Annotated in this window: 19 protein-coding genes; 4 read left to right on the plus strand and 15 right to left on the minus strand. The window is 37.6% G+C overall.

Features of this window, described 5'->3' with window-relative positions; translation table 11 throughout:
- Nucleotides 1–29 precede the first annotated feature (29 nt).
- The 6 genes from BT999_RS10915 to BT999_RS10940 form a co-directional block, all read right to left on the minus strand.
- Nucleotides 30–1,151 (minus strand): aminotransferase class I/II-fold pyridoxal phosphate-dependent enzyme, encoded by a 1,122-nt coding sequence (locus BT999_RS10915; protein ID WP_072697828.1) that lies wholly within the window; start codon nucleotides 1,149–1,151, stop codon nucleotides 30–32.
- 172 nt (nucleotides 1,152–1,323) lie between these two features.
- Nucleotides 1,324–1,716 (minus strand): hypothetical protein, encoded by a 393-nt coding sequence (locus BT999_RS10920; protein ID WP_072697829.1) that lies wholly within the window; start codon nucleotides 1,714–1,716, stop codon nucleotides 1,324–1,326.
- 148 nt (nucleotides 1,717–1,864) lie between these two features.
- Nucleotides 1,865–2,620, minus strand: a complete 756-nt coding sequence (locus tag BT999_RS10925; protein ID WP_178139348.1) for an amino acid ABC transporter permease — start codon at nucleotides 2,618–2,620, stop codon at nucleotides 1,865–1,867.
- A gap of 133 nt (nucleotides 2,621–2,753) precedes the next feature.
- The gene (locus BT999_RS10930; RefSeq protein ID WP_072697831.1) at nucleotides 2,754–3,584 is read right to left on the minus strand and encodes a transporter substrate-binding domain-containing protein; all 831 of its coding nucleotides are present in this window, start codon (nucleotides 3,582–3,584) and stop codon (nucleotides 2,754–2,756) included.
- A 136-nt stretch (nucleotides 3,585–3,720) separates the two neighbouring features.
- The gene (locus tag BT999_RS10935; protein WP_072697832.1) at nucleotides 3,721–4,851 is read right to left on the minus strand and encodes a hypothetical protein; all 1,131 of its coding nucleotides are present in this window, start codon (nucleotides 4,849–4,851) and stop codon (nucleotides 3,721–3,723) included.
- Nucleotides 4,852–4,959: 108 nt separating this feature from the next.
- Nucleotides 4,960–6,243 carry an adenylosuccinate synthase gene (locus BT999_RS10940; RefSeq protein ID WP_072697833.1) on the minus strand — a complete coding sequence of 428 codons (1,284 nt, stop codon included), beginning with the start codon at nucleotides 6,241–6,243 and terminating at the stop codon, nucleotides 4,960–4,962.
- Between the two features lie 478 nt (nucleotides 6,244–6,721).
- On the opposite strand from BT999_RS10940, the gene BT999_RS10945 reads away from it, so the two are divergent.
- Nucleotides 6,722–8,191 carry an MltF family protein gene (locus tag BT999_RS10945; protein ID WP_072697834.1) on the plus strand — a complete coding sequence of 490 codons (1,470 nt, stop codon included), beginning with the start codon at nucleotides 6,722–6,724 and terminating at the stop codon, nucleotides 8,189–8,191.
- On the opposite strand, the gene BT999_RS10950 is transcribed toward BT999_RS10945, so the two are convergent.
- The gene (locus tag BT999_RS10950; RefSeq protein WP_072697835.1) at nucleotides 8,150–8,503 is read right to left on the minus strand and encodes a hypothetical protein; all 354 of its coding nucleotides are present in this window, start codon (nucleotides 8,501–8,503) and stop codon (nucleotides 8,150–8,152) included. The genes BT999_RS10945 and BT999_RS10950 overlap by 42 nt on opposite strands.
- Before the next feature lie 400 nt (nucleotides 8,504–8,903).
- Here BT999_RS10950 and BT999_RS10955 point away from each other — a divergent pair, with 400 nt between their 5' ends.
- The gene (locus BT999_RS10955; protein WP_072697836.1) at nucleotides 8,904–10,205 is read left to right on the plus strand and encodes an IMP cyclohydrolase; all 1,302 of its coding nucleotides are present in this window, start codon (nucleotides 8,904–8,906) and stop codon (nucleotides 10,203–10,205) included.
- Nucleotides 10,206–10,278: 73 nt separating this feature from the next.
- Nucleotides 10,279–11,661 (plus strand): asparagine--tRNA ligase, encoded by a 1,383-nt coding sequence (asnS, locus tag BT999_RS10960; protein WP_072697848.1) that lies wholly within the window; start codon nucleotides 10,279–10,281, stop codon nucleotides 11,659–11,661.
- Nucleotides 11,662–11,762: 101 nt separating this feature from the next.
- Here asnS and BT999_RS10965 read toward each other — a convergent pair whose 3' ends face one another.
- The 8 genes from BT999_RS10965 to BT999_RS11000 all read right to left on the minus strand — a co-directional run bounded on the left by BT999_RS10965 (nucleotide 11,763) and on the right by BT999_RS11000 (nucleotide 20,790).
- Nucleotides 11,763–12,446 carry a DUF47 domain-containing protein gene (locus tag BT999_RS10965; protein WP_072697837.1) on the minus strand — a complete coding sequence of 228 codons (684 nt, stop codon included), beginning with the start codon at nucleotides 12,444–12,446 and terminating at the stop codon, nucleotides 11,763–11,765.
- A 51-nt stretch (nucleotides 12,447–12,497) separates the two neighbouring features.
- Nucleotides 12,498–13,748, minus strand: a complete 1,251-nt coding sequence (locus tag BT999_RS10970; protein ID WP_072697838.1) for an inorganic phosphate transporter — start codon at nucleotides 13,746–13,748, stop codon at nucleotides 12,498–12,500.
- A 252-nt stretch (nucleotides 13,749–14,000) separates the two neighbouring features.
- A complete protein-coding gene (mnmE, locus tag BT999_RS10975; RefSeq protein WP_072697839.1) occupies nucleotides 14,001–15,455 on the minus strand; it encodes a tRNA uridine-5-carboxymethylaminomethyl(34) synthesis GTPase MnmE in 1,455 nt (484 codons plus the stop codon).
- Nucleotides 15,456–15,458: 3 nt separating this feature from the next.
- Nucleotides 15,459–16,040, minus strand: coding sequence for a pantetheine-phosphate adenylyltransferase (gene coaD, locus BT999_RS10980; RefSeq protein WP_072697840.1), 582 nt, complete (start codon nucleotides 16,038–16,040; stop codon nucleotides 15,459–15,461).
- Nucleotides 16,013–16,609: a 16S rRNA (guanine(966)-N(2))-methyltransferase RsmD gene (rsmD, locus tag BT999_RS10985; protein WP_072697841.1), complete on the minus strand. Its 597-nt coding sequence runs from the start codon at nucleotides 16,607–16,609 to the stop codon at nucleotides 16,013–16,015. The genes coaD and rsmD overlap by 28 nt, the downstream gene beginning before the upstream one ends.
- 40 nt (nucleotides 16,610–16,649) lie before the next feature.
- Nucleotides 16,650–18,275: an MBL fold metallo-hydrolase RNA specificity domain-containing protein gene (locus BT999_RS10990; RefSeq protein ID WP_072697842.1), complete on the minus strand. Its 1,626-nt coding sequence runs from the start codon at nucleotides 18,273–18,275 to the stop codon at nucleotides 16,650–16,652.
- Nucleotides 18,276–18,337: 62 nt separating this feature from the next.
- Nucleotides 18,338–19,336 carry an NAD-dependent epimerase/dehydratase family protein gene (locus BT999_RS10995; protein WP_072697843.1) on the minus strand — a complete coding sequence of 333 codons (999 nt, stop codon included), beginning with the start codon at nucleotides 19,334–19,336 and terminating at the stop codon, nucleotides 18,338–18,340.
- Nucleotides 19,337–19,380: 44 nt separating this feature from the next.
- Nucleotides 19,381–20,790, minus strand: coding sequence for an aminopeptidase (locus tag BT999_RS11000; protein ID WP_072697844.1), 1,410 nt, complete (start codon nucleotides 20,788–20,790; stop codon nucleotides 19,381–19,383).
- A gap of 127 nt (nucleotides 20,791–20,917) precedes the next feature.
- Here BT999_RS11000 and BT999_RS11005 point away from each other — a divergent pair, with 127 nt between their 5' ends.
- Nucleotides 20,918–21,868, plus strand: a complete 951-nt coding sequence (locus BT999_RS11005) for a metal ABC transporter ATP-binding protein (protein ID WP_072697845.1) — start codon at nucleotides 20,918–20,920, stop codon at nucleotides 21,866–21,868.
- Nucleotides 21,869–21,962 lie beyond the last annotated feature (94 nt).

Below are 21,962 nucleotides of genomic sequence, written 5' to 3' on the forward strand. Positions count from 1 at the left end.
TAAGATATAAACATACCCCTATTCATAAACTAACAAATATCAGATAGATAGTCCAAAAACGCCTGTTTTAAGCGTTGTATAGATTGCTCGTCTCTAACCTGCATACGCAAATATCCCGGGGGCATACCTAATATATTATCGCAACACCTTAAAATAATTCCCTTTTCTAAGAATTTTTCCTTCACAAAAAAACTATAACTACCTGTATTAATAGAGAAAGACTTCCTACTTTTAAGCTTTGCCGTAATAAACGATGGACCTGATAACAAGTTGTCAAAGGCTTCGGTTTCCAATAAAGTTTTATGAAATTTTTTTTTCAATATTTTTAATTCATCTAAATAGCTTCGATACAACGCAACATTTTCAATTAAAACCTGTCCTATCGTTGCGGCATGAGACCCAATCGCCCAAAAATTTTGCACTTTTCTTAAACGCCCCACCAATTCAGAATGTGCAATCAAATAACCAAGGCGTATTCCGGGACAAGCAAAAAACTTGGTCAAGCTACATAAACATAAAAGTTTTTTATTTAAAACAGAGTCTTGTATTATTTTTGAATAAAGTTCAAACGAACTCTCGCCGTATAAAAAATCTTTATAACTTGCGTCCCATAATACATATTTGGCGTTTGCTTGTTCGATTAATTCAGAAACCGTTAAATATGTTGCTCCGGCGGGATTATTCGGAGAACAAAAAATCATTAAATCAAACGAACGCTCTTTTATATGTTTTAAGTCATCAGCAAGAAAATCAAAAGCTTGTTCCTCTGGCGGAGTATAAACCTCAAAATCCACTCCAAAGATTTCACACGCTCTGGGATATTCGCTAAAAACTGGGCCGATTAACAAAACTTTTTTCGGCTTAAGAGCTAAGAAAATTAAATGGATAAGTTCTGATGAACCGTTAGTTGCTAAAATATTTTCAAACGCAACCGACTCATAATAAGCTAAGGCAGAGGACAAGAAAAAATTTTCCGGATCAGGGTAATGACCAAGTTCAACCTCTGTTTTACTTGCTAGCGTTTGCGTTAAATCACGCACGGAAAAAAAAGTATTCGAGCTAAAATCTAAAAGCTCATTAAGAGAAAAACCACGTTTGGCAACAAGAGACAACGCCTCGCCACCATGTAAGGGAAGAACAACTTTATTCATCTAAATAAAGACCATTGCAAAACTCCGTTTTGCGTACTTTTTATCTTTTATGCTCTGTATACACATAGCATAAACGTCTTAAGCCACTTTGAGACTATTGTGTAATAGCCTCAACTATTTAATTTTACAAGCTTTTAATCAAGCAACAAGAGGCTTAGCAAAAATTTTATCTTTAGTGTAATGCACGAGCAGAACCATCAGGGTTATAAACCACACGAACACGATCGTTTTCTTCAAAGTATTCATCGTTATACTGCATAACCGTTACAAGTTCCCCACTATCCATTTGAACGGTAAGCTCGATACCATCACTTGGTATTGTTCCTGCACGCCCAAAAATCAGATTGGTTGTCGCTCCGATAATACCGCTTCGAGGAACTAAAGGGTCTAAAACTTCAGCCTGACCGACTCTAATAACAGTTCCAAATTCTGAAGAGGTTGCAACAGACGGTTCTGTTCCGCTATTAAAATTTCCCTGAGCGGGAACAAGATTGCGACCGGAACAAGCCTGTAAAAATAAAAACAAAGATAATATCACAACATATTTGCCGCTTTTCAAAAACATACAACACTCCGAATAAAAACTATCTACTTTAAAAGTCTATAAAAAACTGAAGCAGACGCAACGGGTAAAAATTGTCAAAATACAGACACAACTATTTTAAGCAATTTTTATACCAGATAAAACAAGCATTTTTTTCTCTTATAAAATTTTATATTTGCCACTTAAAACTACGCTCTAACCGTTTAGAAATAAAAGAAAGAGTTAGATTAACAATTAAATATAAAAAAGCAACACCAAGCCAAAGTTCAGAAACCTTATGGCTTGATGCCATACGTTCTGTTGCCTGAAAGCTTAATTCTTGAATGGAAATAATTGATAAAATTGATGAATCTTTTACCAAAGAAATAAGTTGTCCGCTCAATGAAGGTAGAGAATAACGAAAAGCCTGAGGTAAAATTATTTTTCTTAAACAAGTAAAACGCCCTAAACCAAGAGAATAAGCCCCTTGCCATTGTCCGGGAGAAACGGCGGACATAGCCCCTCGTAAAATTTCAGAAATATACGCCGCTTCATACAAACTTAAAGCTAAAACCGCCGATATAAAATTAAGGTTTTGTGTATGTTCTAAATTTAACCAAGACAAAACTTTAAATTCCGACAAACTCGGCAAAAAATGTATGCTGAAAAAAAAATGTAACACAAGAAGAAAAACCAAAGGCGGCAAGTTACGCACCAAGCTTACATAGCTATTAAGATACATAACCAAAAACTTTAACCCGGAAAAACGTCCAAAAGTAATCAAAGCCCCGACTAAAAAAGCCAAAAAACTCGCAAAAAAACTAACTTTTAAAGTATTAAACAAACCAACGCCCAAAACGCCAAGTTTAAAAGTTCCGTCCGCCTGTTTGATTAATAGATATTCGGGCAGTTCGAGAGTAAACCAATTCCACAACCAAGATGTCAAAAATACGTTCTTTGCCGTATGCTCGTCTGTGTGAAAATTAAACGACAAAAACCAAAACCCAACGCCAAGACACAACAGTAATATTATATCTGAAATTTGAAGATACGCGAAAAGAGACCCAAATCGCCCTTGTTTATTTAATTTTATCTTTCCACTCATCAGTTTTAAACCAATAATGTCTGCGTTCGGCTAACCAGCCCAAAGACTCTTGGCGACGCACCCAGTTATCTAAAACGTTTAACGAATCAAAATCATTTTTGCGAATAGCGAAAGCAACCGGCTCTTTGGCAAAAATTTCTGCGTTTTCAGGAATAAAAAGTTTATCGGGATATTCCAAAACCATAGCAGACGGCAAAGGTTCACCCGAAACAAAGGCGTGTACCCTTCCGTTTAAAAGTTCTTGAACCGCCTGAGCTTCTTCGTCAAATAAAAGAAGCTTTGCCTTGGGCAATGCCAACTTTATACTAAATGCCGCACTTGTTCCGGTTCTGGCGGCAATCAAACACTCCGCCTTATTAAAATCGTTTAATGTTTTTAAATTTTCTGCTTTTGCTTTGTGGGCAACTAAAGAAAGCCCTGCGAAATCATAGGGAACAGTAAAATTTACTTTTAAATTACGCTCGGTTGTAACGCTCATTCCACCAATAATAATATCAAATTGTCCCGTTAATAAAGCCGGTAAAATTCCCGCCCATTTAACAGGTACAAGTTCAAGTTTTACCCCAAGGTCTGCTGCCAACTTACGAGCAACATCAACCTCAAAGCCAATAAATTCGCCATTTTTATCTTGCATCGCCCAAGGTACAAAAGTGGAAAAACCAACTTTTAACGACTCTCTTTCAAGAGCATTTTCTATCATGGAGTCTGATTTTGTTTCTGCGTTAGCCCTTGAAAAAACAACCAAGTTAAACAATAAAACAACCAAAACAGGCATCAGCACAACAGGAAATATTTTTTTTAACATAAATTGCCTCAATGATTTTTATTTATTAAAGATTACACATCATTGCTAAAAAATAACACAAAACAGTTAAATATAAAAGAATAAACTTTCAATAAACTTCTTTCGTTCAAAATTGTTCACTTATTATCATTTTAAATTAATATAAATTTCGCTTTGTTAAAAATAGTTTTGTGGCAAAACAATCCATAACCAAGCTCGGATTAAGCCCATAGGTCAAGTCGCTTTCGGCTTCGTCAAGGCAAACAGACACATCTAAAAGAAATTGTTTATCTAAAACCGACAATAAAGCTGCCAGTAAAGAAAGTTTTTTAGGTTTGTGTTTTGCCTCTTGTTCTATATTCTGGTTTAAAGATAAATCTCCCAAACCAAGTGCCAGACAAAGCTCACGTCGACAATGACTTACAAACGCCAAACCCAAATACTTGTCAAAATAGCCCTTTTGAGAACTAAGTTGTAGCCAACTCGGTGTATTGAGGTTCACATAATTTGTATCTTCGCCAATCATATTAATAAAAGCCTGTTCCAGTTCTTTTATCTTTTTTAGTTCAATCTCTGAGCTTAGCGATTCATCAATATTTTCAGACAATAAAACACTCTCGCTTTCACCGTGTGGATGTTGCCAAGGCAAGGTAATTACCCAACTTCTTGAAACTAAAGTAGGTAAAAGTCTTTCTCGCTGAGAAGTACATAAAATAAAAAGCGTATGAGTTTTAGGCTCTTCCAAAGTCTTTAACAAAGCTTGCCCGGCCATATCTACCAAATTATGAGCTTCCGAAAAAATTACTATACGTTTTGAGGCGTTATTCGGGCGAGTTCCAAGGCTGTTTCGCAGGTCTCGAACCGCCTCTATTTTGATGGATTCAAAGCGTCCGTCTAATAAAATCAGGTCTCTGTGTTCTCCACACATAAACAACTTGCAAGCATTACACTTACAACACGGTTTTTCTATCTTTTCCGTTGAGGGCTCAGGGTTTACTAAAAGTAAAGGCGAAACAGAATCGACCTGCTTATCCGCTTCACAATTTAACAAAGCCCCTAAAAACAAAGCCGCTCCAAGTCGCTCAAGGCTAGTTCCCCCTTCAATCAATAAAGCTTGAGGAGTGTTGACTGTCAAACGTAAAAACAATTCACGCACTCTAAAAAAACGCTCGGATAAAATGTTTAAACTCAAGTTGCGAAAATATTCACGCTGAACCAAGGCAGCATCAATATTTTCTTCAACATCAGGTTTATTTGTTTTATGCGTATTTTTTTTATTTGTTGCCATTATTACATCTATTTGCTTTAAAAATTTTATATAAAACAAAGGCTCAGTTAAACCCGATAATCAATTTAAAGGGAAAAACCAAGCCTCAAATTAAGTTTTAAGAAAAAACTAATTACCTAAAATAATCGTTTCATCTCTCTCCGGACCGACAGAGACCATTGAGGCTTTTACTCCTATCAATTCCTCTAAACGCTTAATATAATTTTGGGCATTTATCGGTAACTCACTCCACTTTTTCGCCTTTGTAATATCTTCGTTCCAACCCGGCATGCTTTCGTAAACAGGTGAAACTTGAGCGAGTGCGTTTTCTATTTGAGGAGGATAATTTATTGTTTTTCCTTGATATTCATAAGAAGTACAAATTTTTAAGGTTTCTAAACCGCTCAAAACATCAAGCTTAGTAAAGGCAAGTTCGGTTAAACCACATAAACGTGCAGATTCCCTGACAATCACAGCGTCAAACCAACCGCAACGTCTTTTGCGTCCCGTGGTTGCTCCGTATTCATGCCCGACTTGTTGCAAGTGTTCTCCGACCTTATCGTCTAATTCGGTGGGGAAAGGACCGGCTCCGACTCTGGTCGTATAAGCCTTAACTATTCCCACAACTCTCTCAAGTTTTTGAGGCGAAGTTCCGGCACCAACAGCCGCGGCTCCGGCAACAGAGTTAGAAGAAGTAACAAAAGGATAAGTTCCGTGGTCAATATCAAGATGCACACCTTGAGCACCTTCAAACATCACCTTGCCACCTTTTTTAAAGCAGTTATCTAGCTCTGTGCTAACATCTGCCAAAAACGGAACCAAACGTTTCGCAAAAGGTAAAACTTCGTCTAAAACAGCTTGCGGATCAAGCGGAGGCTGATTATACAAATTTTTTAATAAAATATTTTTTTCTTCCAAAGCTTTAACTATTTTGTCTTTCAAGAGTTTTTCGTCTGCCAAGTCTGTTGCTCTGATACCTATGCGAGAGGCTTTATCTTCGTAACAAGGACCAATTCCGCGTCCTGTTGTTCCTATTTTGTTCCCGGCTTTATGAGCTTCGCGTGCCTGATCGACAACTTTATGATAAGGCATGATAATATGGGTTTTATAGCTGATTTTAAGATTACTTGGGGTAACGCAAATACCTTGAGCCGCCAGTTCATCTATTTCAATACACAAAGCCGCAGGGTCAAGCACAACTCCGTTACCGATAAGACACTGTTTCCCTGCATGTAAAATACCGGAAGGAATAAGGTGTAAGACATATTTCTTATCACCAACAATAACAGTATGGCCCGCATTATTGCCACCATGAAAGCGAACTATGCTGTTAACGTCATGAGTTAAAAGGTCAACGATTTTTCCCTTACCCTCATCACCCCACTGAGTTCCTATAATCACCAAATTTGACATCTATTCACTCCTTAGCAAACCTTGTGTGCGATTAACCGCATCGCAGTATACAAAACGCTTAAACTTTGTGCAAGACAACAATAATCAAAATTAAAAAACACTGTATAAAACTTTTGCACATTAAATTTAATCGAATAAAAACATAATCTTATATCTAAATAATAAGTTTAAAAAACCTTAATAAATAGCCTAAAAACAAATTAACAAAACCAGTATATTTTTTTTTTTACAATTATTCCAGTGAAATCTTTTGCTTTTTCTTGGGGTAAAATTTCTGCATAAAACTAACGCATTAATATCACTGTAGTTAAACTAAAAACTTTTCCTCTTTACTAACTCAAACTCAAGGGTTATATAATAATAACTCAAACCCTAAAATTTTTGCTTCAAAAAAAACTAAATCCAACAAAACCTATCTTTTTTAACCTGTCTAACTTAATATAAAACATAAAAATCCGGTTATACCGGTAATTAATATATGAACAAAAAAACAAGTGTTAACCGCCTTATTGCATTTATCAGACAAATTTTTACTCCCTTGGAGTTTTGTGGCGTTTTATTATTTTTTATTGCGATTCCTCTTAGTATAACTACTTATATTTATTGGGAAGATCTTGCTCCACAAGAATTTAACGAATATATCAACATAAAAAACTTTACCTTTAACAAATATAGCCAAACTCACGACAAAGAACTTACTTTGCGTGTTGCCGCCCCAACCGCCGAGCGTATAGTAAGCAAACTATCGCCTTATGGCCCTGGGTTTGAACAAGAACTTTTAGACTTGTTTGCTGAAAAATATAACCTGAATATAATCTATGAAAGCGTTGACTCTCGCTTAGAAGCCATAGAACTTTTACGCAAAGACAAGGTCGACCTGGTGATAGGTTTTGCCGGAGATTTAACTTATGAAGACGGCGACGAACTCACTTCCGGTCAAGTTTATTTCAGCCCTAACTCAGGAAAAATTATTAGCGTAGAGATAGAAGAATCAGACAAAACTTGGTATAAAAATGTCTCAAAATCTTTATCTTTACTAGTAACTCAAGTGGAAAAAAGCCTTGATGAACCGCTAAATGTCAATACTTCGATTGATATTCAACAAGGTCCTTTTGTTGATGAAGACAGTGGAATGCTTGATGAATACAGCACAAAACTCTGGCAACCTTTTCTTCCCAATCTTAAAGTTTCGTTTAAAGGCGGGGAGCAAGCTAACTACCGTTGGATTTGGCGTTATGACAACCCTGACTTTTTCCCAAAGCTCTATGCTTTTTGGGAAGAACTCGGGCAAGATAACTATATCTCAAAGCTTGAAGAAAAATATTTCGGATTTCTACCCACAGGAACACCGCCATGGGCAAGCCTACACGATTTAGCCAAAACCGTTCACTCAAACCTTCCGGAATATAAAGAAAGTTTGAGCAAAGCCGCAAGTCGTTATGATGTAAACCCTTTTTTACTTGTTGCCCTGATTTATCAAGAGTCTCGCTTTGATCCAAACGCCCAAAGTGCTTACGGTCCGCTTGGTCTTATGCAATTTACCCAAGCAACGGCACAAAGACTTAACGTTGACCCACTTAACCCTACTGCCAGCATCGACGCGGGAGCTAAATATTTAAAAATATTGTGGGCAGAGCTTGAAAAAATGGACTTGGAATATTGGGATCGTTGGTTCTTTACGCTCGCCGCCTATAACCAAGGCCCTGCACACCTTCAAGATGCGATTGCCTTATCTAAAAAAATGGGTGGAACGGGAAAAACTTGGCTTGAACTCAAAAAAGTTTATCCGCTTTTAACTAAAGAAGAATATTACTCTCAAACAAAATATGGTTTTTGTCGAGGAAACGAAGCCGTGGCGTATGTTGAAAAAATACGCTATTATATTTATGTGTTAAACGGAATGGTCTCAATCTCTCGGTCTGAATTGCAAAACTTTGCACTGAACTAAAGGCTCTTTGTCGTTGCTTTCCGAGCTTTCGCTGTCTTTTTGCTTTGTGTTTTTTCTATCAAAACCGGCTAAAAAATTGACATCTTCCGCCATATCTTTATCTTTCCGATGTAACGTCGCAAGATTATAGTTAAAAAGCTGATTCTTCATGTGTAAAGCTTGGATCATGCCTAAAGCCAAAGCTTGTTCCTCCCAACGTTTGGTCGGTTCAAAGTCTTCAACTTTTTCTGCAAGCTCCTGCCACAAGTTCATTAACGAAGCTTCGTCAAGTGAATTTAGCTGAGCCGCCATTTTTAATAACATACGTTCCATATTTTATCCTTTTAAACCCTGTTTAAGACCATTTCACAACTTCGTTTTGCATGCTTTTTTATCGTTTTATGCTCTGCATGTACATAGCATAAAACGTTTTAAGCCCCAAAACCAATAATTTTACAGGAAAAATAAATTTCCCCTTTATTTCGATCCCAAAGTCCACAGACAGGCAAAGCCAGTCTAGTGGCTTATTATTTCGTGTTTTTTGGAGTGCCTTTATAAAGGAAACCATGTTTGCTTAATATAATAGTTATACGACAAAATTCTTTTAGCTTCAAATGAAAATTGCTCATTCATTAAGTTTATGTTACACTCTGAACAATTAAAACATTTTTCAGATAATGCTTTAATTTTTAAGTCATATTCAGATTACAAATGAACCGGAGTAAAACCAAAAATGAAAAGCACAACGCCTTTAACCAATCCTGCAAATCTTAAAGATATGTATAAAAAGTTACAGGAAGACCCGTTCCCATCTGATTTAACAATAAGTCTCGGAGAACAAACCTTAAAATATCGTAAACGTACTTGGAATATTGACAACGAAGAAAAAGGGTTGCGCTATGGGGAAAACCCGGATCAACCGGCTGCGTTATACGAACTTGTCGAAGGTTCTTTTAATGCCGGTGGAATAGAATTTCGCAAGGCCGGAATGGGCTTGTGTTCTGCATTAACCGAAGCCCAAATGCTTCAAGCCGGAAAACACCCGGGAAAAACCAACTTAACCGACGTTGATAACGGAGCAAATATTTTACAATATCTCCATGAACGTCCCGCCGCTTTAATTTTAAAACACAACAACCCCTGCGGAGCCGCTTGGAGCAATGACTCATTGGAAGATGCCCTTGAAAAGGCTTACCTCGGCGATAGAATAGCCGCTTTTGGCGGAGCAGTTATCGTTAACCGTCCGCTTAATAAAGAAAGTGCCGAATTAATAAATTCCGCTTATTACGAAGTTGTTGCCGCTCCTGAGTTTGAAGAAGGTAGTTTAGAAATTTTAAAAGCCCGCAAAAACCTGCGTATTATTAAAATCCCTCGTTTAGGCGAACTTCAAACTTATAACACAACTCCGTTTTTAGATATAAAATCTTTGTGCGACGGTGGTTTGATTATTCAAAAATCTTTCTTAAACCGTATTCGTAGCGTAGTCGACTTCCTGCCTGCCACTGCGGAAAAAGACGGAGTCAGCGTTTCGGCACGCAAACCCACAACCAAAGAAGCCGAAGATTTATTTTTTGCTTGGGCGGTTGAAGCGGGAGTAAGTTCTAACTCGGTTATTTTCGCTAAAGATGGTGCAACCGTCTCAATAGGAACAGGAGAACAAGACAGAATAGGCTGTATAGAAATAGCCGCCCACAAAGCCTATACTAAATATGCAGACTTACTATCATTTAACGAACATCGCCTTTCTATTTACGAACTTAAACGAAAAGCTTTAAGCGAGCCTAACTATGCGGCAATTTTAGCCGATATTCAAACAAGAACAAACGAAGCCAGAGGCGGACTGATTGGCTCATCAATGGTTTCTGACGGATTTTTTCCTTTTAGAGACGGAGTAGACGCCGCCACAGCCGAGGGAGTAACCGCAATAGCCCAACCCGGCGGTTCTTTAAGAGACTTTGAAGTAATCGAAGCCGTAAACGAAGTTAGCCCCCAAGTTGCTATGGTCTTTACCGGTCAGCGTTCGTTCAAACACTAGTTCAGCTTTTTTAAACTTTCACCATATAACCCAAAAATAAATTTAGATTGCGGAGTTTTTCATGCACGATCTCATGATGCGTACTCGTATTGCTCAGGCTTTGGAACTGCCTGAGCCTCAAAAAGATATAAAAATTTCAGGTTGGGTAAGAACCCGCCGAGATGCCAAAGGCTTTTCTTTTATTGAACTCAACGATGGTTCTTGTTTAAACAATATTCAAGTTATAGTCGATGAAAACACCCCCGCCTTTAGCTCTCTTGACAAAGTCGGAACCGGAGCAAGCCTTGAAGTTGTTGGAGAATTGGTCTTATCACCCGGAAAAGGTCAGCGCTATGAAGTTAAAGCACAAACCTTAAAAGTATTTGGCGAGGCTGATCCTGAAACTTTTCCTTTGCAAAAAAAACGTCATTCCGACGAGTTTTTACGCACAATCGCCCATCTGCGTCCGAGAACCAATAAATATGGAGCTGCCTTTAGAGTACGCTCAGAAGCCGCCTTTGCCGTACATGAATTTTTCCGTGAGCGTGGATATTTTCATGTGCATACCCCTATTTTAACAGGGTCTGACTGTGAAGGTGCGGGCGAAATGTTTAGAGTAACGACTCTTCCCACTAACGAAATTCCTCAAAACAAAGAGAACCCTTTTGAAAACGATTTTTTTGGATGTGAAGCAAACCTAACCGTATCAGGACAACTCGAAGCCGAAACTCTCGCTATGGGGCTTGGACAAGTATATACTTTCGGACCAACCTTTAGAGCGGAAAATTCAAACACCCACAGACACGCCGCAGAATTTTGGATGATAGAACCTGAGGCTGCCTTTGCTACTTTAGACGATATGATGACGCTTGGCGAAGATATTACTCGTACTGTTTTAGATCGTATCATGACCAGGCTGCCCAATGAAATGGAACTTTTTGACAAGTTTGTTGAACCCGGTCTACTTGAACATTTAAAACATATTGTTCAAAGCGATTTCGTCAAACTCCCATACAGTGAAGCTATTGAAATTCTTAGCAAAACAAAAGCTAAGTTTGAATATCCCGTAAGTTACGGGCTTGACCTTCAAACTGAACATGAACGCTATTTAACAGAACAACACTTTAAAAAACCTGTTATTGTTTATGATTATCCGAAACAAATTAAGGCGTTTTACATGCGTCTTAACGACGACCAACAAACAGTAGCGGCGATGGATTTATTAGTCCCTCGTATAGGTGAACTTATTGGTGGAAGTCAAAGAGAAGAACGTCTTGATATTTTAACCAAACGTATTCAAGATCTTGGACAAGACCCTGAAAATTATTGGTGGTATTTAGATTTAAGACGTTTCGGTTCTGTTCCACATGCCGGTTTTGGATTAGGTTTTGAGCGTTTGCTTATGTTAATTACGGGAATAAATAATATCAGAGACGTTATTCCTTTTCCTCGTACTCCAAACAATCTTGAATTTTAAAATAAAACTCATCACAAAAAAGACCTTTGAAACTACTTGCTTCAAAGGTCTTTTTGTCTACTTTAAAAATGAAATTATTTGAAACTATTTTGCAATAATCTTTATTTAGCAATCATAGCTCTTAAGGTTTCGGCACAATCTTCGGCACTATGGCTTATCGTATCCATACTGCTGATAAAATTCATCAACTGGTAAATTGATTTAAAATCCATAACTTCAGAGTTATAGACTTTATAAGTTATTTTATGGCGTTGTTGATTAACTATTTTATGTTGTTTTCTAACATTTCTGCATGATTGCTTGGTTGTTTCACGATCAATATCATCACCATTAATGAAATCAACTGTTTGCGTTAAAGCGATTTTAAGTAGCTGAACGTTTTGGTAAACTTCGGCGATATAATAAATCAAGTCTTTTTGCAAATCTTCGGGAATAACAAATTGACGCATAGAGAGCCAGTGTAAGGCTCGTTGTCCTTCGTTTAAAATATCGTCCTGATGTCTTGTATAAGAAAAGATAAGGGTTCTATCAACAGGCATCATTAACCAAGCCGGAAGGTGATTACGTACATTACGTTTAATCTTATCTGCTTGTTCTTCGAGAAGATTAAGCTCTTCTTGCAATCTGCGAAACTCTCGACATTCTCCGTTAGTATCACTTAAAATATAACATTCCAATGATTCTTCGACAAGCTTCATTCCTTTTTCAATACACTCATAGTGTTTCATAAGCCCAAGCATAGGGGAACGCGGAGACAGTAATCCAAACAAAGGAAGGCGAATCATTATAAATACTCCTTAAGATCATTATTATTAAGAATAAAAATATTTAACCTACTACAAAAATAACAACCTTAATATGTAAAAAATTACGATAGATGTAAAGGCTGCAATCGGCAAAGTTAAAAGCCAATAAAGAACTATCTTTCCTAAAACTCTAAAATCAACAGCAGCAAACCCCCGAGCCAAACCAACCCCCACAACGGAACCAACCGCCGCATGAGTCGTAGAAACAGGCAGACCTAAGTTAGACGCCATTAATACCGTGGTTGCCGAGCTAAATGCTACGGCGAACCCTCGCGTATTATTCATTTTTGTAATCTTTTCGCCAACCGTTGACATAACTTTATACCCAAGCAAAACAATACCCAAAGCGATGCCGACTCCACCCATCAATAAAAGCCAAGTTGGAACATCAACTTTTGCCCCTAAACTTCCGGTAGTCGCAATTACATAAATCGCCGCAACAGGAGCAACCGCATTGGCAACATCATTTGCTCCCTGAGAAACGGCAACATAACAAGCTGTTCCCATCTGCATACGCCTGAATAACGATTCAACAATGGCGTGTTTGCTTCGTTCAGGGCTTGATCTTTTGGGCATGGTTTTATCTAAATAGTAAGAAGAAACCAAAATAGTTATACCCATACTCACTATAAAAATAATAATACCATGAAAAAGACCAAGATGAAGAGATTTTCCGTAAGGCGTTTTATAACAAAAAGACAATACAACCAAAGTAACAGTTAAACCCACCCACCAAGGAGCCCAAAAGCGAGCTTTAGCGAGAACTTCTTTACTATATAAAATACTGCGGCGTATTTGTGAAAAAACTAAAAATGCAATTAATGCCCCAAAAAAAGGTGATACTACCCAAGATAATATCACATAAGTAATGGTTTTCCACTGAATAGCGTCAACACCACCGGCAACAATTCCAAAACCGATAATGCTTCCAATAATAGAGTGTGTCGACGAAACAGGCAAACCCGTAAAAGTCGCAACAAGCACCCATAATCCGGCAGAGAGCAAAGACGCCAACATACCGATCATGATAATTTTTGCATCAGGAATCATTCCGGCATGGATAATACCGTTAGAAATAGTTGAAGTAACATGAGAACCTAAAAAAACCGCACCGACAATATTTAAAACACTTGCTATTACAACGGCTTGACGAACGGTAATTGCTTTAGCACCAACGGCAGACGCCATAGAATTGGCAACATCATTCGCTCCGAGACTAAACGCCATCAAGAACCCGGCAAAGCCGGCAAAAGATAAAAATAATAGAGCAAAACTATCCATGCATACCCCAAATATTGAGAATGTTAAGATAAAAGAACTTAAACATTAATATTATTACAAAGTTATTTTCAATCGAATAAGTACGGAAAAAAGTCAAAATTCCGCCTTAAAATATTACTGCACAACAAAACGCAAAAACAAAAAAACTGTTGTCTTGAATTGATTTGAGTTGTGCTTTAAAAACCTTAAAAAGTCAAATAAATGATTGGCCTTATCAGACAAGACAAAAAAGAATAGCGTGTATAAAAAATGCTATTTACCTATACAAAAATCTCCAAAAACTTTTTCCAAGACCTCGTCTAAGTCTGTTTTTCCGATAATTTCTTCTAACTTATCTAAAATAATATCAATTCTTACACTTAAAATTTCTATTGGCATCTTATTTTCCAAGTCTAAATCAAATAGATTTAACTCTTCCAATGCCGCTTGAATAAGCTTGTTTTGTCTTAGATTTGGGGCTAAATCAGAGTTTTGTTCAAAGCTTTTTCCAAGCTCCATCTTTAACAACAGCTTTTCATGTAAAACATCTAAGAGCGTATCTATCCCTTCTGATTTTTTTGCAGAAATATATATCTTTGTGTTGCAAGCATCATAAACTATAGACCGACTTGTATCAAGTAAATCTTGTTTATTTAAAACTAAAATATGATCGGGGTGTGTTAAAAGCAGTTCTTTTTCTTCTTCACTTAAATCAAAACATGCATCTTTGACAAACAAGACATAATCCGCTTGGCTCAAAAGTTCTCGACTAAATTCAACGCCATCGGCTTCAACCAAATCATCGGTCTGACGCAAGCCCGCCGTATCAACAAGACGCACATTTAATCCATTAAGATTAATACTTTCTTCGATATAATCACGAGTAGTTCCCGGAATATCATGCACCAAAGAACGTCTGCGTCCAAGCATTGCATTCATCAGGCTTGATTTACCGGCATTAACAGAGCCGACCAAAACCACCATACAACCGTCTCGCCAAGCTCTGGCTCTTTGATACGCCTTTGTTAACGCCTTAAGCCCGGTTTCGAGTTCGGCTATATTTTGTTTTATTTCCGCTTCTGAAACATTATCAAGCTCATCGCCTGAAAGTTCCAAGGAAAAATCAAGTACAACACACAACTTTGCTTTAAGGCTTAAAAGTTTTTCTTTCAATAAAGCGATTCGCTGTCCAAAAGCACCATCAAGTTTAGCTTTTGCTAACCTCGCCCCTTGAACGGAAGAAGCGGAAACAAGTTCAGAAACAGCCTCGGCTTGTGCTAAGTCGATACGTCCATTCATAAAAGCTCGGTAACTAAATTCTCCCGGAAGTGCCATTCTTGCACCGGCGTTAAGACAAGCTTCCAAGACTGTCTCTAAAATCACCCTGCTTCCATGACAATGAATTTCCACACAATCTTCGCCGGTAAAAGTTCGAGGACCAGGCATATAAACCGCCAAAACATCGTCTATTTCTTGTCCATGACTGTCTAAAGCAACGCCTCTGTGTAAAGTCCAAGGTTTAAGACAACACCTCTCTTCCCTTTCTTTATTTGTGTTTAAATCAGCTGAGGATAAATATTTCGCCCTAAAAACTTTAAATAAAATTTGTAAAATAGCTGCCTGTTTTTGTTTATCTGTTTCAATCGGTCCACTCAACCTGATAATACCGATGGCACTTTGTCCGAGCGTTGTTGCCGGTGCCACAATAATTGAAGTTTTATCGTACATTTTTTAATCTTTTGAAAGCTCATTTAAGTTTAAAGGATAAGGCAAACCGTATTTTTCCCTTAATCGTTTATAAACAGAATCAGGCACAAGCCCTTTTATGTCTCCACCTAAACTGGCAGCCCCCTTGACTATTGTCGAGCTAATATAAAGCCATTGGTAGTCTGTCATTAAAAACAAGGTTTGAATATGTTTTTTCATTTTTCTATTCATCAAGGCAAGTTGGAATTCATATTCAAAATCAGAGACCGCCCTTAAACCCCTGATAATGACGTTTGCCCCCTTACTGTCCACATAATCGACCAAAAGTCCTGAAAATGATTCTACGCTTACTTTAGGGGTATGAACAAAGACTTCTTTCGCCATACTCACACGTTCTTCAACGCTAAACAGCGGATTTTTTGGCGTATCATAAGCAACAGCAACAATTACACGATCAAAAATCTGGCAAGCACGTTTAATCAAGCTGACGTGCCCCATTGTCATAGGATCAAAAGTTCCCGGATATACGGCAATTTTTGGTTGAATCACTTGCTCAACTTCTTCGTCAAAGTCTGTATTTAAGGTGTATGCGTCTGTTTTGTCCATATTACCACTCTGGTTTGTCCATAGTTACGGTCGACTTCCAAGGTAAGCTCGGAAGGAACTTTATCCATATTGAAACCCTTACCCGGGGCAGGTCTTGATTCAAGCTCTATCGTTAAAAAACCTTGTTCACTTAACCAGTTTTGTTTTAAAATCGCTTTTATGCAAGGTAGTACATAATCACTGCCATAAGGTGGATCGATAAAAATCAAATCATGCGAAGCCAAAGCCTTACGCCCTAAAAAACGCCCCACATCTTGGTTTGCAACCTGTAATCGCTGTTGCTCAAGCCCTAAAAGCCGAGCATTTTCTTGAATTAAAGCCGCAGCCTTAGGGTTTGATTCCACACAAAGAGCATCTCTTGCTCCACGGCTTAAAGATTCAAAAGCTAAACTGCCACTGCCTGCAAAAAGGTCTAAAGCCCTCGTTGACGCCCAATCTATCCCTCTTGCCTCAAGCATGGAAAACAAAGCTTCTCGAACTTTTGACATAGCGGGACGATAGCCATCTATTTTAAGGGCTTCGACTGTTTTCAACTTTCTGCCGCGAAATTCGCCGGCTAATATTCTCATTTTCTTAATCCGTTAATATGCTAATTTTTTGAGAAACTCTTTATAATTGTCTTAAATAATTAGATAATTCGTTTTTTATTTCCATTAATCTGTCATAAAGATCGAGCTGTTCCACAACAGAACGTTCGCTTATTTTTGGCATACGCTCTCTAATTTTTTCAAGTCGTAAGCTTGCATCTGCCAATAATAAATCCCAATCAGGCGTTTGTAAAGCTTGGTCGTGCGGACAACATTTTAGGGCAATCGGCACATCAGATTCAATCACCAATTCTTCCATATAACCGGGAATTGTAACCGGTAGGTTTAGCTTTTCTTTAATTAATTGAGATAAGATTGCTTGTGCTTTATCTTCTCCATGAATAAGAATAACTTTCATGTCTTTATTATCAAAGCTGTCTATCCACGACATAATCTGGCTTTGTCCGGCGTGAGCGGAAAAACCACCTATCGTAAAAATCTTTGCTTTAACGGCAATATCGCTATTAAAAAGCCTAATGCTTTCCGCTCCGTCAACAATTTTACGCCCGGGAGTTCCCATTCCCTGATAACCCACAAATACAACCGATGATTCTGGTCGCCAAATATTGTGTTTTAAATGATGTTTAATACGCCCCGCATTACACATTCCGCTTGCCGAAATAACAATAGCCGGATTATTGTTTTCGTTGATCATTTGTGATTCTTTAACGGTTTGGGTAAAACGCAAGTTTGGTAAATCTAAAGGGTTTTCGCCTGATGCCAAGAGTTTTTGAGTATCGGTGTCCAAATAAGATTTATATTTATTAAAAATTGCCGTTGCCCTAATTGCCAGGGGGCTATCAACAAAAACAGGTATATCTTCCGGCAACTTTCCTTGTTTTTTTAAAAGGTACAAAGAATATATCATTTCCTGAGTACGTTCTACGGCAAAAGCAGGAATAATTACTTTTCCGCCTTGGTGATAGCTATATTGAATTGCTTCCGCCAATTCATCTAAACTTTTATTTTCATTTTTATGATTACGATCGCCATAAGTCGATTCTACAAACAGATAATCAAAGTTCCCCTGCGGAATTTCGGGGTCATGCACAAGCAAGCTGTCTTTTCTTCCCAAATCACCCGAAAAAACCAAGCGAGAGCTTTTTCCGTTTTCGGTAATTTCAAGTTCTAAAAAAGCCGCACCCAAAATATGCCCGGCATCTCGATAACACACAGAAATATTTAGATTATCTTTAGGGTTAAACTTTTGTCCAAATTGAACTGAGGAAAACAACTTAACGGTTTTTTTTACATCATCTTCGTTATATAATGGTTTTAAGCCATTTAATTTAGAACCGCTGATTGCTTTTTTTTGGTTTTTCCACTTTGTTTCCATCTCTTGAATATGTGCACTATCAAGGAGCATTATTTCCATTAAGTCTGCTGTGGGAGGCGTACAATAGATTTTTCCTTTAAACCCTTCTGCCACCATTCTTGGCAAAAGACCAGAGTGGTCAATATGAGCATGGGTCATTAAAAAAAAGTCAATCTCAGAAGCACGATATTCTTTTGTTTCAAAGTTACGTTTTTCAAGTTGACTCGCCCCTTGGTGCATTCCACAATCAATCGCAAAACGCATTCCGGCAGCTTCAAACATATAACAAGAACCAGTAACGGTTTGGGCAGCTCCAAAAAATTTTATCTTCATAAAAAACCTTTTTAATATTTTTGTTAAAGAATAAAACACACCTGAAAACACAAAAAAATAATTTAACTAACTTGATACCTTTCTAAAAACTTAAATGTTTCAAAAGCCTCAGCTTTAATACATTGTTTAAATTCAAAATCATTGTCTAAAATACTTCTTAACAATAAGTTATCAATAACTAACTTGTTTTCCAATAAAGAGCCTGAACCCTCCGAAGAACGTAATTCATTCAACAGGGCTTGTTTTCCACTAAAACAAGCATAAGCCTCTATTATCTCTTTCGCAACCTCTTTAATGCTTATTGCTTTTCCTGAAGCCAGATTAACAGACTGTCCAAAAAGGTCATAACGTTTCGGCAAGATTAAAGATAACCTTTCAATAACTTTACAAATATCCCCGAGCCAAACAAAATCTCTTTTGGTATTCGGATCGGATTTTAGCGTAAGAGTCGCATTATTAAAGACTTCTTTACATAAATCATGCAACAGTAAATACCATTTGTTAAATGAGATATTTTGTGGAGCCCCATAACCGTTACTAAGACGCAAAATAATATTTGGCATATCATAACGCCTTGTAAACATACGACAATATTCTTCACCGACCAAATGACTCAAAGCATAATCGTTTTTAGGGTTTAAGCTATCGCTTTCTCTGACTAAGCCCGAAGAAACCCCATAAACATGAAAAGTTGAAAGATAAATAAAAGAGCCAAGTCTATGCCCGCTATTTTTAAGACCTTTTAAACGTAAAGCTTCTAAAATATTTCTTGTGCCTAAGCCATTTATCTCTAAAGCAAGTTTTGGATAATTTGGCATAAAATGTTCATTAAAGCTCGCCGCATGCACACAGCAGTCTATATTATCCGATAATTTATCGGCAATTTCCTCAGGGCTTTTGGTAATATCAACAGTTACAAGCTCTTTGTAAAACTTCGATAATGCGTTTTCGCCTTGGCGTTGTTTACTCGTTAACGCTATAACCTCGTGTCCTTGTTCGCTAAAATATCGACACAACCAAGAGCCGATAAAACCAAAAGCACCAGTAATGAGAACTTTCATATAAACCTCACAACTTAAAACAGTTAATGATGTGTAATTATTAATTATTTGTCATAATTATAAAAAGCCGCATACGCTTTGGCTGTTGCATATAAATCAACCGTGCTGGCAAGCTCAAAGGGGCTGTGCATGGAGAGTAACGGAGGACCAAAGTCGATAATATTCATGCCAAGTTGAGCTAAATACATCGCAACGGTTCCGCCACCACCGGAATCAACCTTGCCAAGTTCCGCCATTTGCCAAGGAATATTATTTTCGTTCATAATTTTGCGCATTAATGCAACATATTCGGCATGGGCGTCATTCGCTTCATATTTGCCTCTATGTCCCGTAAACTTACAAAAACAAGGACCAAAACCCAAAGAAGCGGCATTCATTTTTTCGTGCAATTCCTGCCAATCAGGGTCAATGGCAGGATGAACATCAGCAGAAATAGCCTTGGTTTTTAACAAGACCTTTGACAATTTGAGTTTTTGATCTGTATTTTGAATGAGTTCTTCCATACAATATTCAAAAAAAGCTGATTTTGCTCCGGTTGACCCCTCAGACCCGATTTCCTCTTTATCCCAAAGCATCAAAACTTGGGTATAAGTCGGTTTTTCTTGAGACGATAAAAAAGCCTCAAGCGAAGCAAAAACACAAATACGGTCATCATGCCCATATCCGCCGATAAGAGAAGCATCTAAACCCACAAAGCGAGCAGAACCCGCCGGAACAACTTCAAGCTCTGAAGAATAAAAATCTTCTTCGGTAATTCCGTATTTTTCGTTGAATATCTTTAAAATTTGGGCTTTAATACGATCTTTTATTTGTTCATCTTCTTTTTTATCGGCTTCGGCTGCGTTTTCATCAAGCTTTTCTAAAGGGCGATGTGCCAAAACGAGGTTCAACTTTTCAGCTTCAAAGGCATCAGCCACGCTTTGGGTGTTTTGTTTTGACGCTAAATGGGGCAAAAGATCAACAATAGTAAAAACCGGTTCGTCTTCGGATTCACCAAGAACAACATCAATCACGGTTCCATCAGTTTTAACGACAACCCCATGAATAGCCAAAGGGCGAGCCAACCATTGATACTTTCTGATTCCGCCGTAATAATGGGTTTTTGCTTGCCCTACTTGAGCTTGTTCCAATAAAGGACATTGTTTAAAATCTAAACGAGGGGAGTCAATATGAGACCCAATAAGGTGAACTCCGTGTTCCAATCCAAGCTTACCTTTTTTTACAGCAAACAAGGTTTTGTTATGATGAGTCAGGTAAAAATTATCCGCCGAAGAAAGTTCGCTGAAATTTGCATCATTGAGTCTTTCTTTGACATAATTTACAACTTCACGTTCTGTTTTACATTTTGATAAAAAGGTGAGATATTTTTTAGAAAGTTCTTGAATACTTTTTTGCTCAGCCTCGGTCTTATATATCTCCCAAGCAGACTTAGGATTATTAGCTAATGATTTCATCGTAGTTACTCCACTTTTTGATAGCAATAAACTTTCTATTATCCTACTCTTCACAATAATTCAACTTTTGTTATTTTATCAAAAAACTAATTTCGCATCTTATCAACATCTACTCTTATAAAAAAATATGACGAAACACACCATAAAAAAACCAAAAGAAGATTTACAACAAAATATTGATAATATCGTTCCGCCTAAGATCGCAGTCGAGTTAGAAAATGTATTTTTTTCTTATCAAAAAAAAGATACAAGCCAAGGAACTATTTTCAACTCTTTTGAAAATCAAAACAATTATGTTTTAAACAATATTAATTACAGCTTAGAACAAGGGAGTTTATTGGCGGTTTTAGGACCAAACGGCGGAGGCAAAACAACGCTTTTACGTCTTTTATTGGGCTTTTTGGAACCTGATTCCGGAAAAATAAAAATATTTGGAAAAGATCCGAGTGCGTCAGACTCTCTTATTGGTTACGTTCCCCAATCTTCAACTCTTCGCCTTGATTTCCCCGTCAATGTTGAAAATATGGTGCTTATGGGTGCGGCGAAAAGAGAAGAGTTTTTTTCTCTTAAACATTTTGGACAATATTGGAGCGTAAACAAAAAAAACAAAGAAAAAGCCGGATATTTTTTAAACCAATTGGGTCTTGGTTCTCATCTTAAACGCAAAATTTCCGAACTCTCGGGCGGTGAGCTTCAACGGGCTTTAATCGCTCGTGCTTTGATGGGTTGGAACGACGACAAACCGTTTTTATTGCTTTTAGATGAACCGACTGCCAGTATTGATCCGGCAGGGAAGTTTTGTTTTTATGAATTTTTACATACCTTGAAAAATAAAATTACCAGTATCGTGGTCAGTCATGACCTTACCACAGCCAGCAATATCTTTGACCATTTAGTTATTATCAACAAAACTTTGATCGAAGCCAAGGCGGTAACCCAATCGCCGGAACAACCTCAAAGCTACATACCCGTCGCCTTTAGTACAAACATTAACCTGGAAACTATTTTCGGAAAACATGAACATGACTGCCCTTGCCCCGTTGCTTCTTTTATTAAGGCAACAAAAGAAGAAAAGTAAAATGCAGCCATTAATCAAGAATCTATTTACAAAAATTCTCACTAAAAATTTCACTTTTAACCCAACAGACTAAATTGTTTTAGGATGAAAATGT

The sequence above is a fragment of the Desulfovibrio litoralis DSM 11393 genome (genome assembly GCF_900143255.1).
GTDB lineage: Bacteria > Desulfobacterota > Desulfovibrionia > Desulfovibrionales > Desulfovibrionaceae > Frigididesulfovibrio_A > Frigididesulfovibrio_A litoralis.

What these genes read in the sequence shown, in the direction of transcription:
- BT999_RS10935 (WP_072697832.1), bottom strand. Translation starts at nt 4,851, where the DNA reads ATGGCAACAAATAAAAAAAATACGCATAAAACAAATAAACCTGATGTT.
- BT999_RS10940 (WP_072697833.1), bottom strand. Translation starts at nt 6,243, where the DNA reads ATGTCAAATTTGGTGATTATAGGAACTCAGTGGGGTGATGAGGGTAAG.
- BT999_RS10970 (WP_072697838.1), bottom strand. Translation starts at nt 13,748, where the DNA reads ATGGATAGTTTTGCTCTATTATTTTTATCTTTTGCCGGCTTTGCCGGG.
- asnS (WP_072697848.1), top strand. Translation starts at nt 10,279, where the DNA reads ATGATGCGTACTCGTATTGCTCAGGCTTTGGAACTGCCTGAGCCTCAA.
- BT999_RS11005 (WP_072697845.1), top strand. Translation starts at nt 20,918, where the DNA reads ATGACGAAACACACCATAAAAAAACCAAAAGAAGATTTACAACAAAAT.
- BT999_RS11000 (WP_072697844.1), bottom strand. Translation starts at nt 20,790, where the DNA reads ATGAAATCATTAGCTAATAATCCTAAGTCTGCTTGGGAGATATATAAG.
- BT999_RS10930 (WP_072697831.1), bottom strand. Translation starts at nt 3,584, where the DNA reads ATGTTAAAAAAAATATTTCCTGTTGTGCTGATGCCTGTTTTGGTTGTT.
- BT999_RS10995 (WP_072697843.1), bottom strand. Translation starts at nt 19,336, where the DNA reads ATGAAAGTTCTCATTACTGGTGCTTTTGGTTTTATCGGCTCTTGGTTG.
- coaD (WP_072697840.1), bottom strand. Translation starts at nt 16,040, where the DNA reads ATGGACAAAACAGACGCATACACCTTAAATACAGACTTTGACGAAGAA.
- BT999_RS10955 (WP_072697836.1), top strand. Translation starts at nt 8,904, where the DNA reads ATGAAAAGCACAACGCCTTTAACCAATCCTGCAAATCTTAAAGATATG.
- rsmD (WP_072697841.1), bottom strand. Translation starts at nt 16,609, where the DNA reads ATGAGAATATTAGCCGGCGAATTTCGCGGCAGAAAGTTGAAAACAGTC.
- BT999_RS10915 (WP_072697828.1), bottom strand. Translation starts at nt 1,151, where the DNA reads ATGAATAAAGTTGTTCTTCCCTTACATGGTGGCGAGGCGTTGTCTCTT.
- mnmE (WP_072697839.1), bottom strand. Translation starts at nt 15,455, where the DNA reads ATGTACGATAAAACTTCAATTATTGTGGCACCGGCAACAACGCTCGGA.
- BT999_RS10965 (WP_072697837.1), bottom strand. Translation starts at nt 12,446, where the DNA reads ATGATTCGCCTTCCTTTGTTTGGATTACTGTCTCCGCGTTCCCCTATG.
- BT999_RS10945 (WP_072697834.1), top strand. Translation starts at nt 6,722, where the DNA reads ATGAACAAAAAAACAAGTGTTAACCGCCTTATTGCATTTATCAGACAA.
- BT999_RS10990 (WP_072697842.1), bottom strand. Translation starts at nt 18,275, where the DNA reads ATGAAGATAAAATTTTTTGGAGCTGCCCAAACCGTTACTGGTTCTTGT.
- BT999_RS10950 (WP_072697835.1), bottom strand. Translation starts at nt 8,503, where the DNA reads ATGGAACGTATGTTATTAAAAATGGCGGCTCAGCTAAATTCACTTGAC.
- BT999_RS10920 (WP_072697829.1), bottom strand. Translation starts at nt 1,716, where the DNA reads ATGTTTTTGAAAAGCGGCAAATATGTTGTGATATTATCTTTGTTTTTA.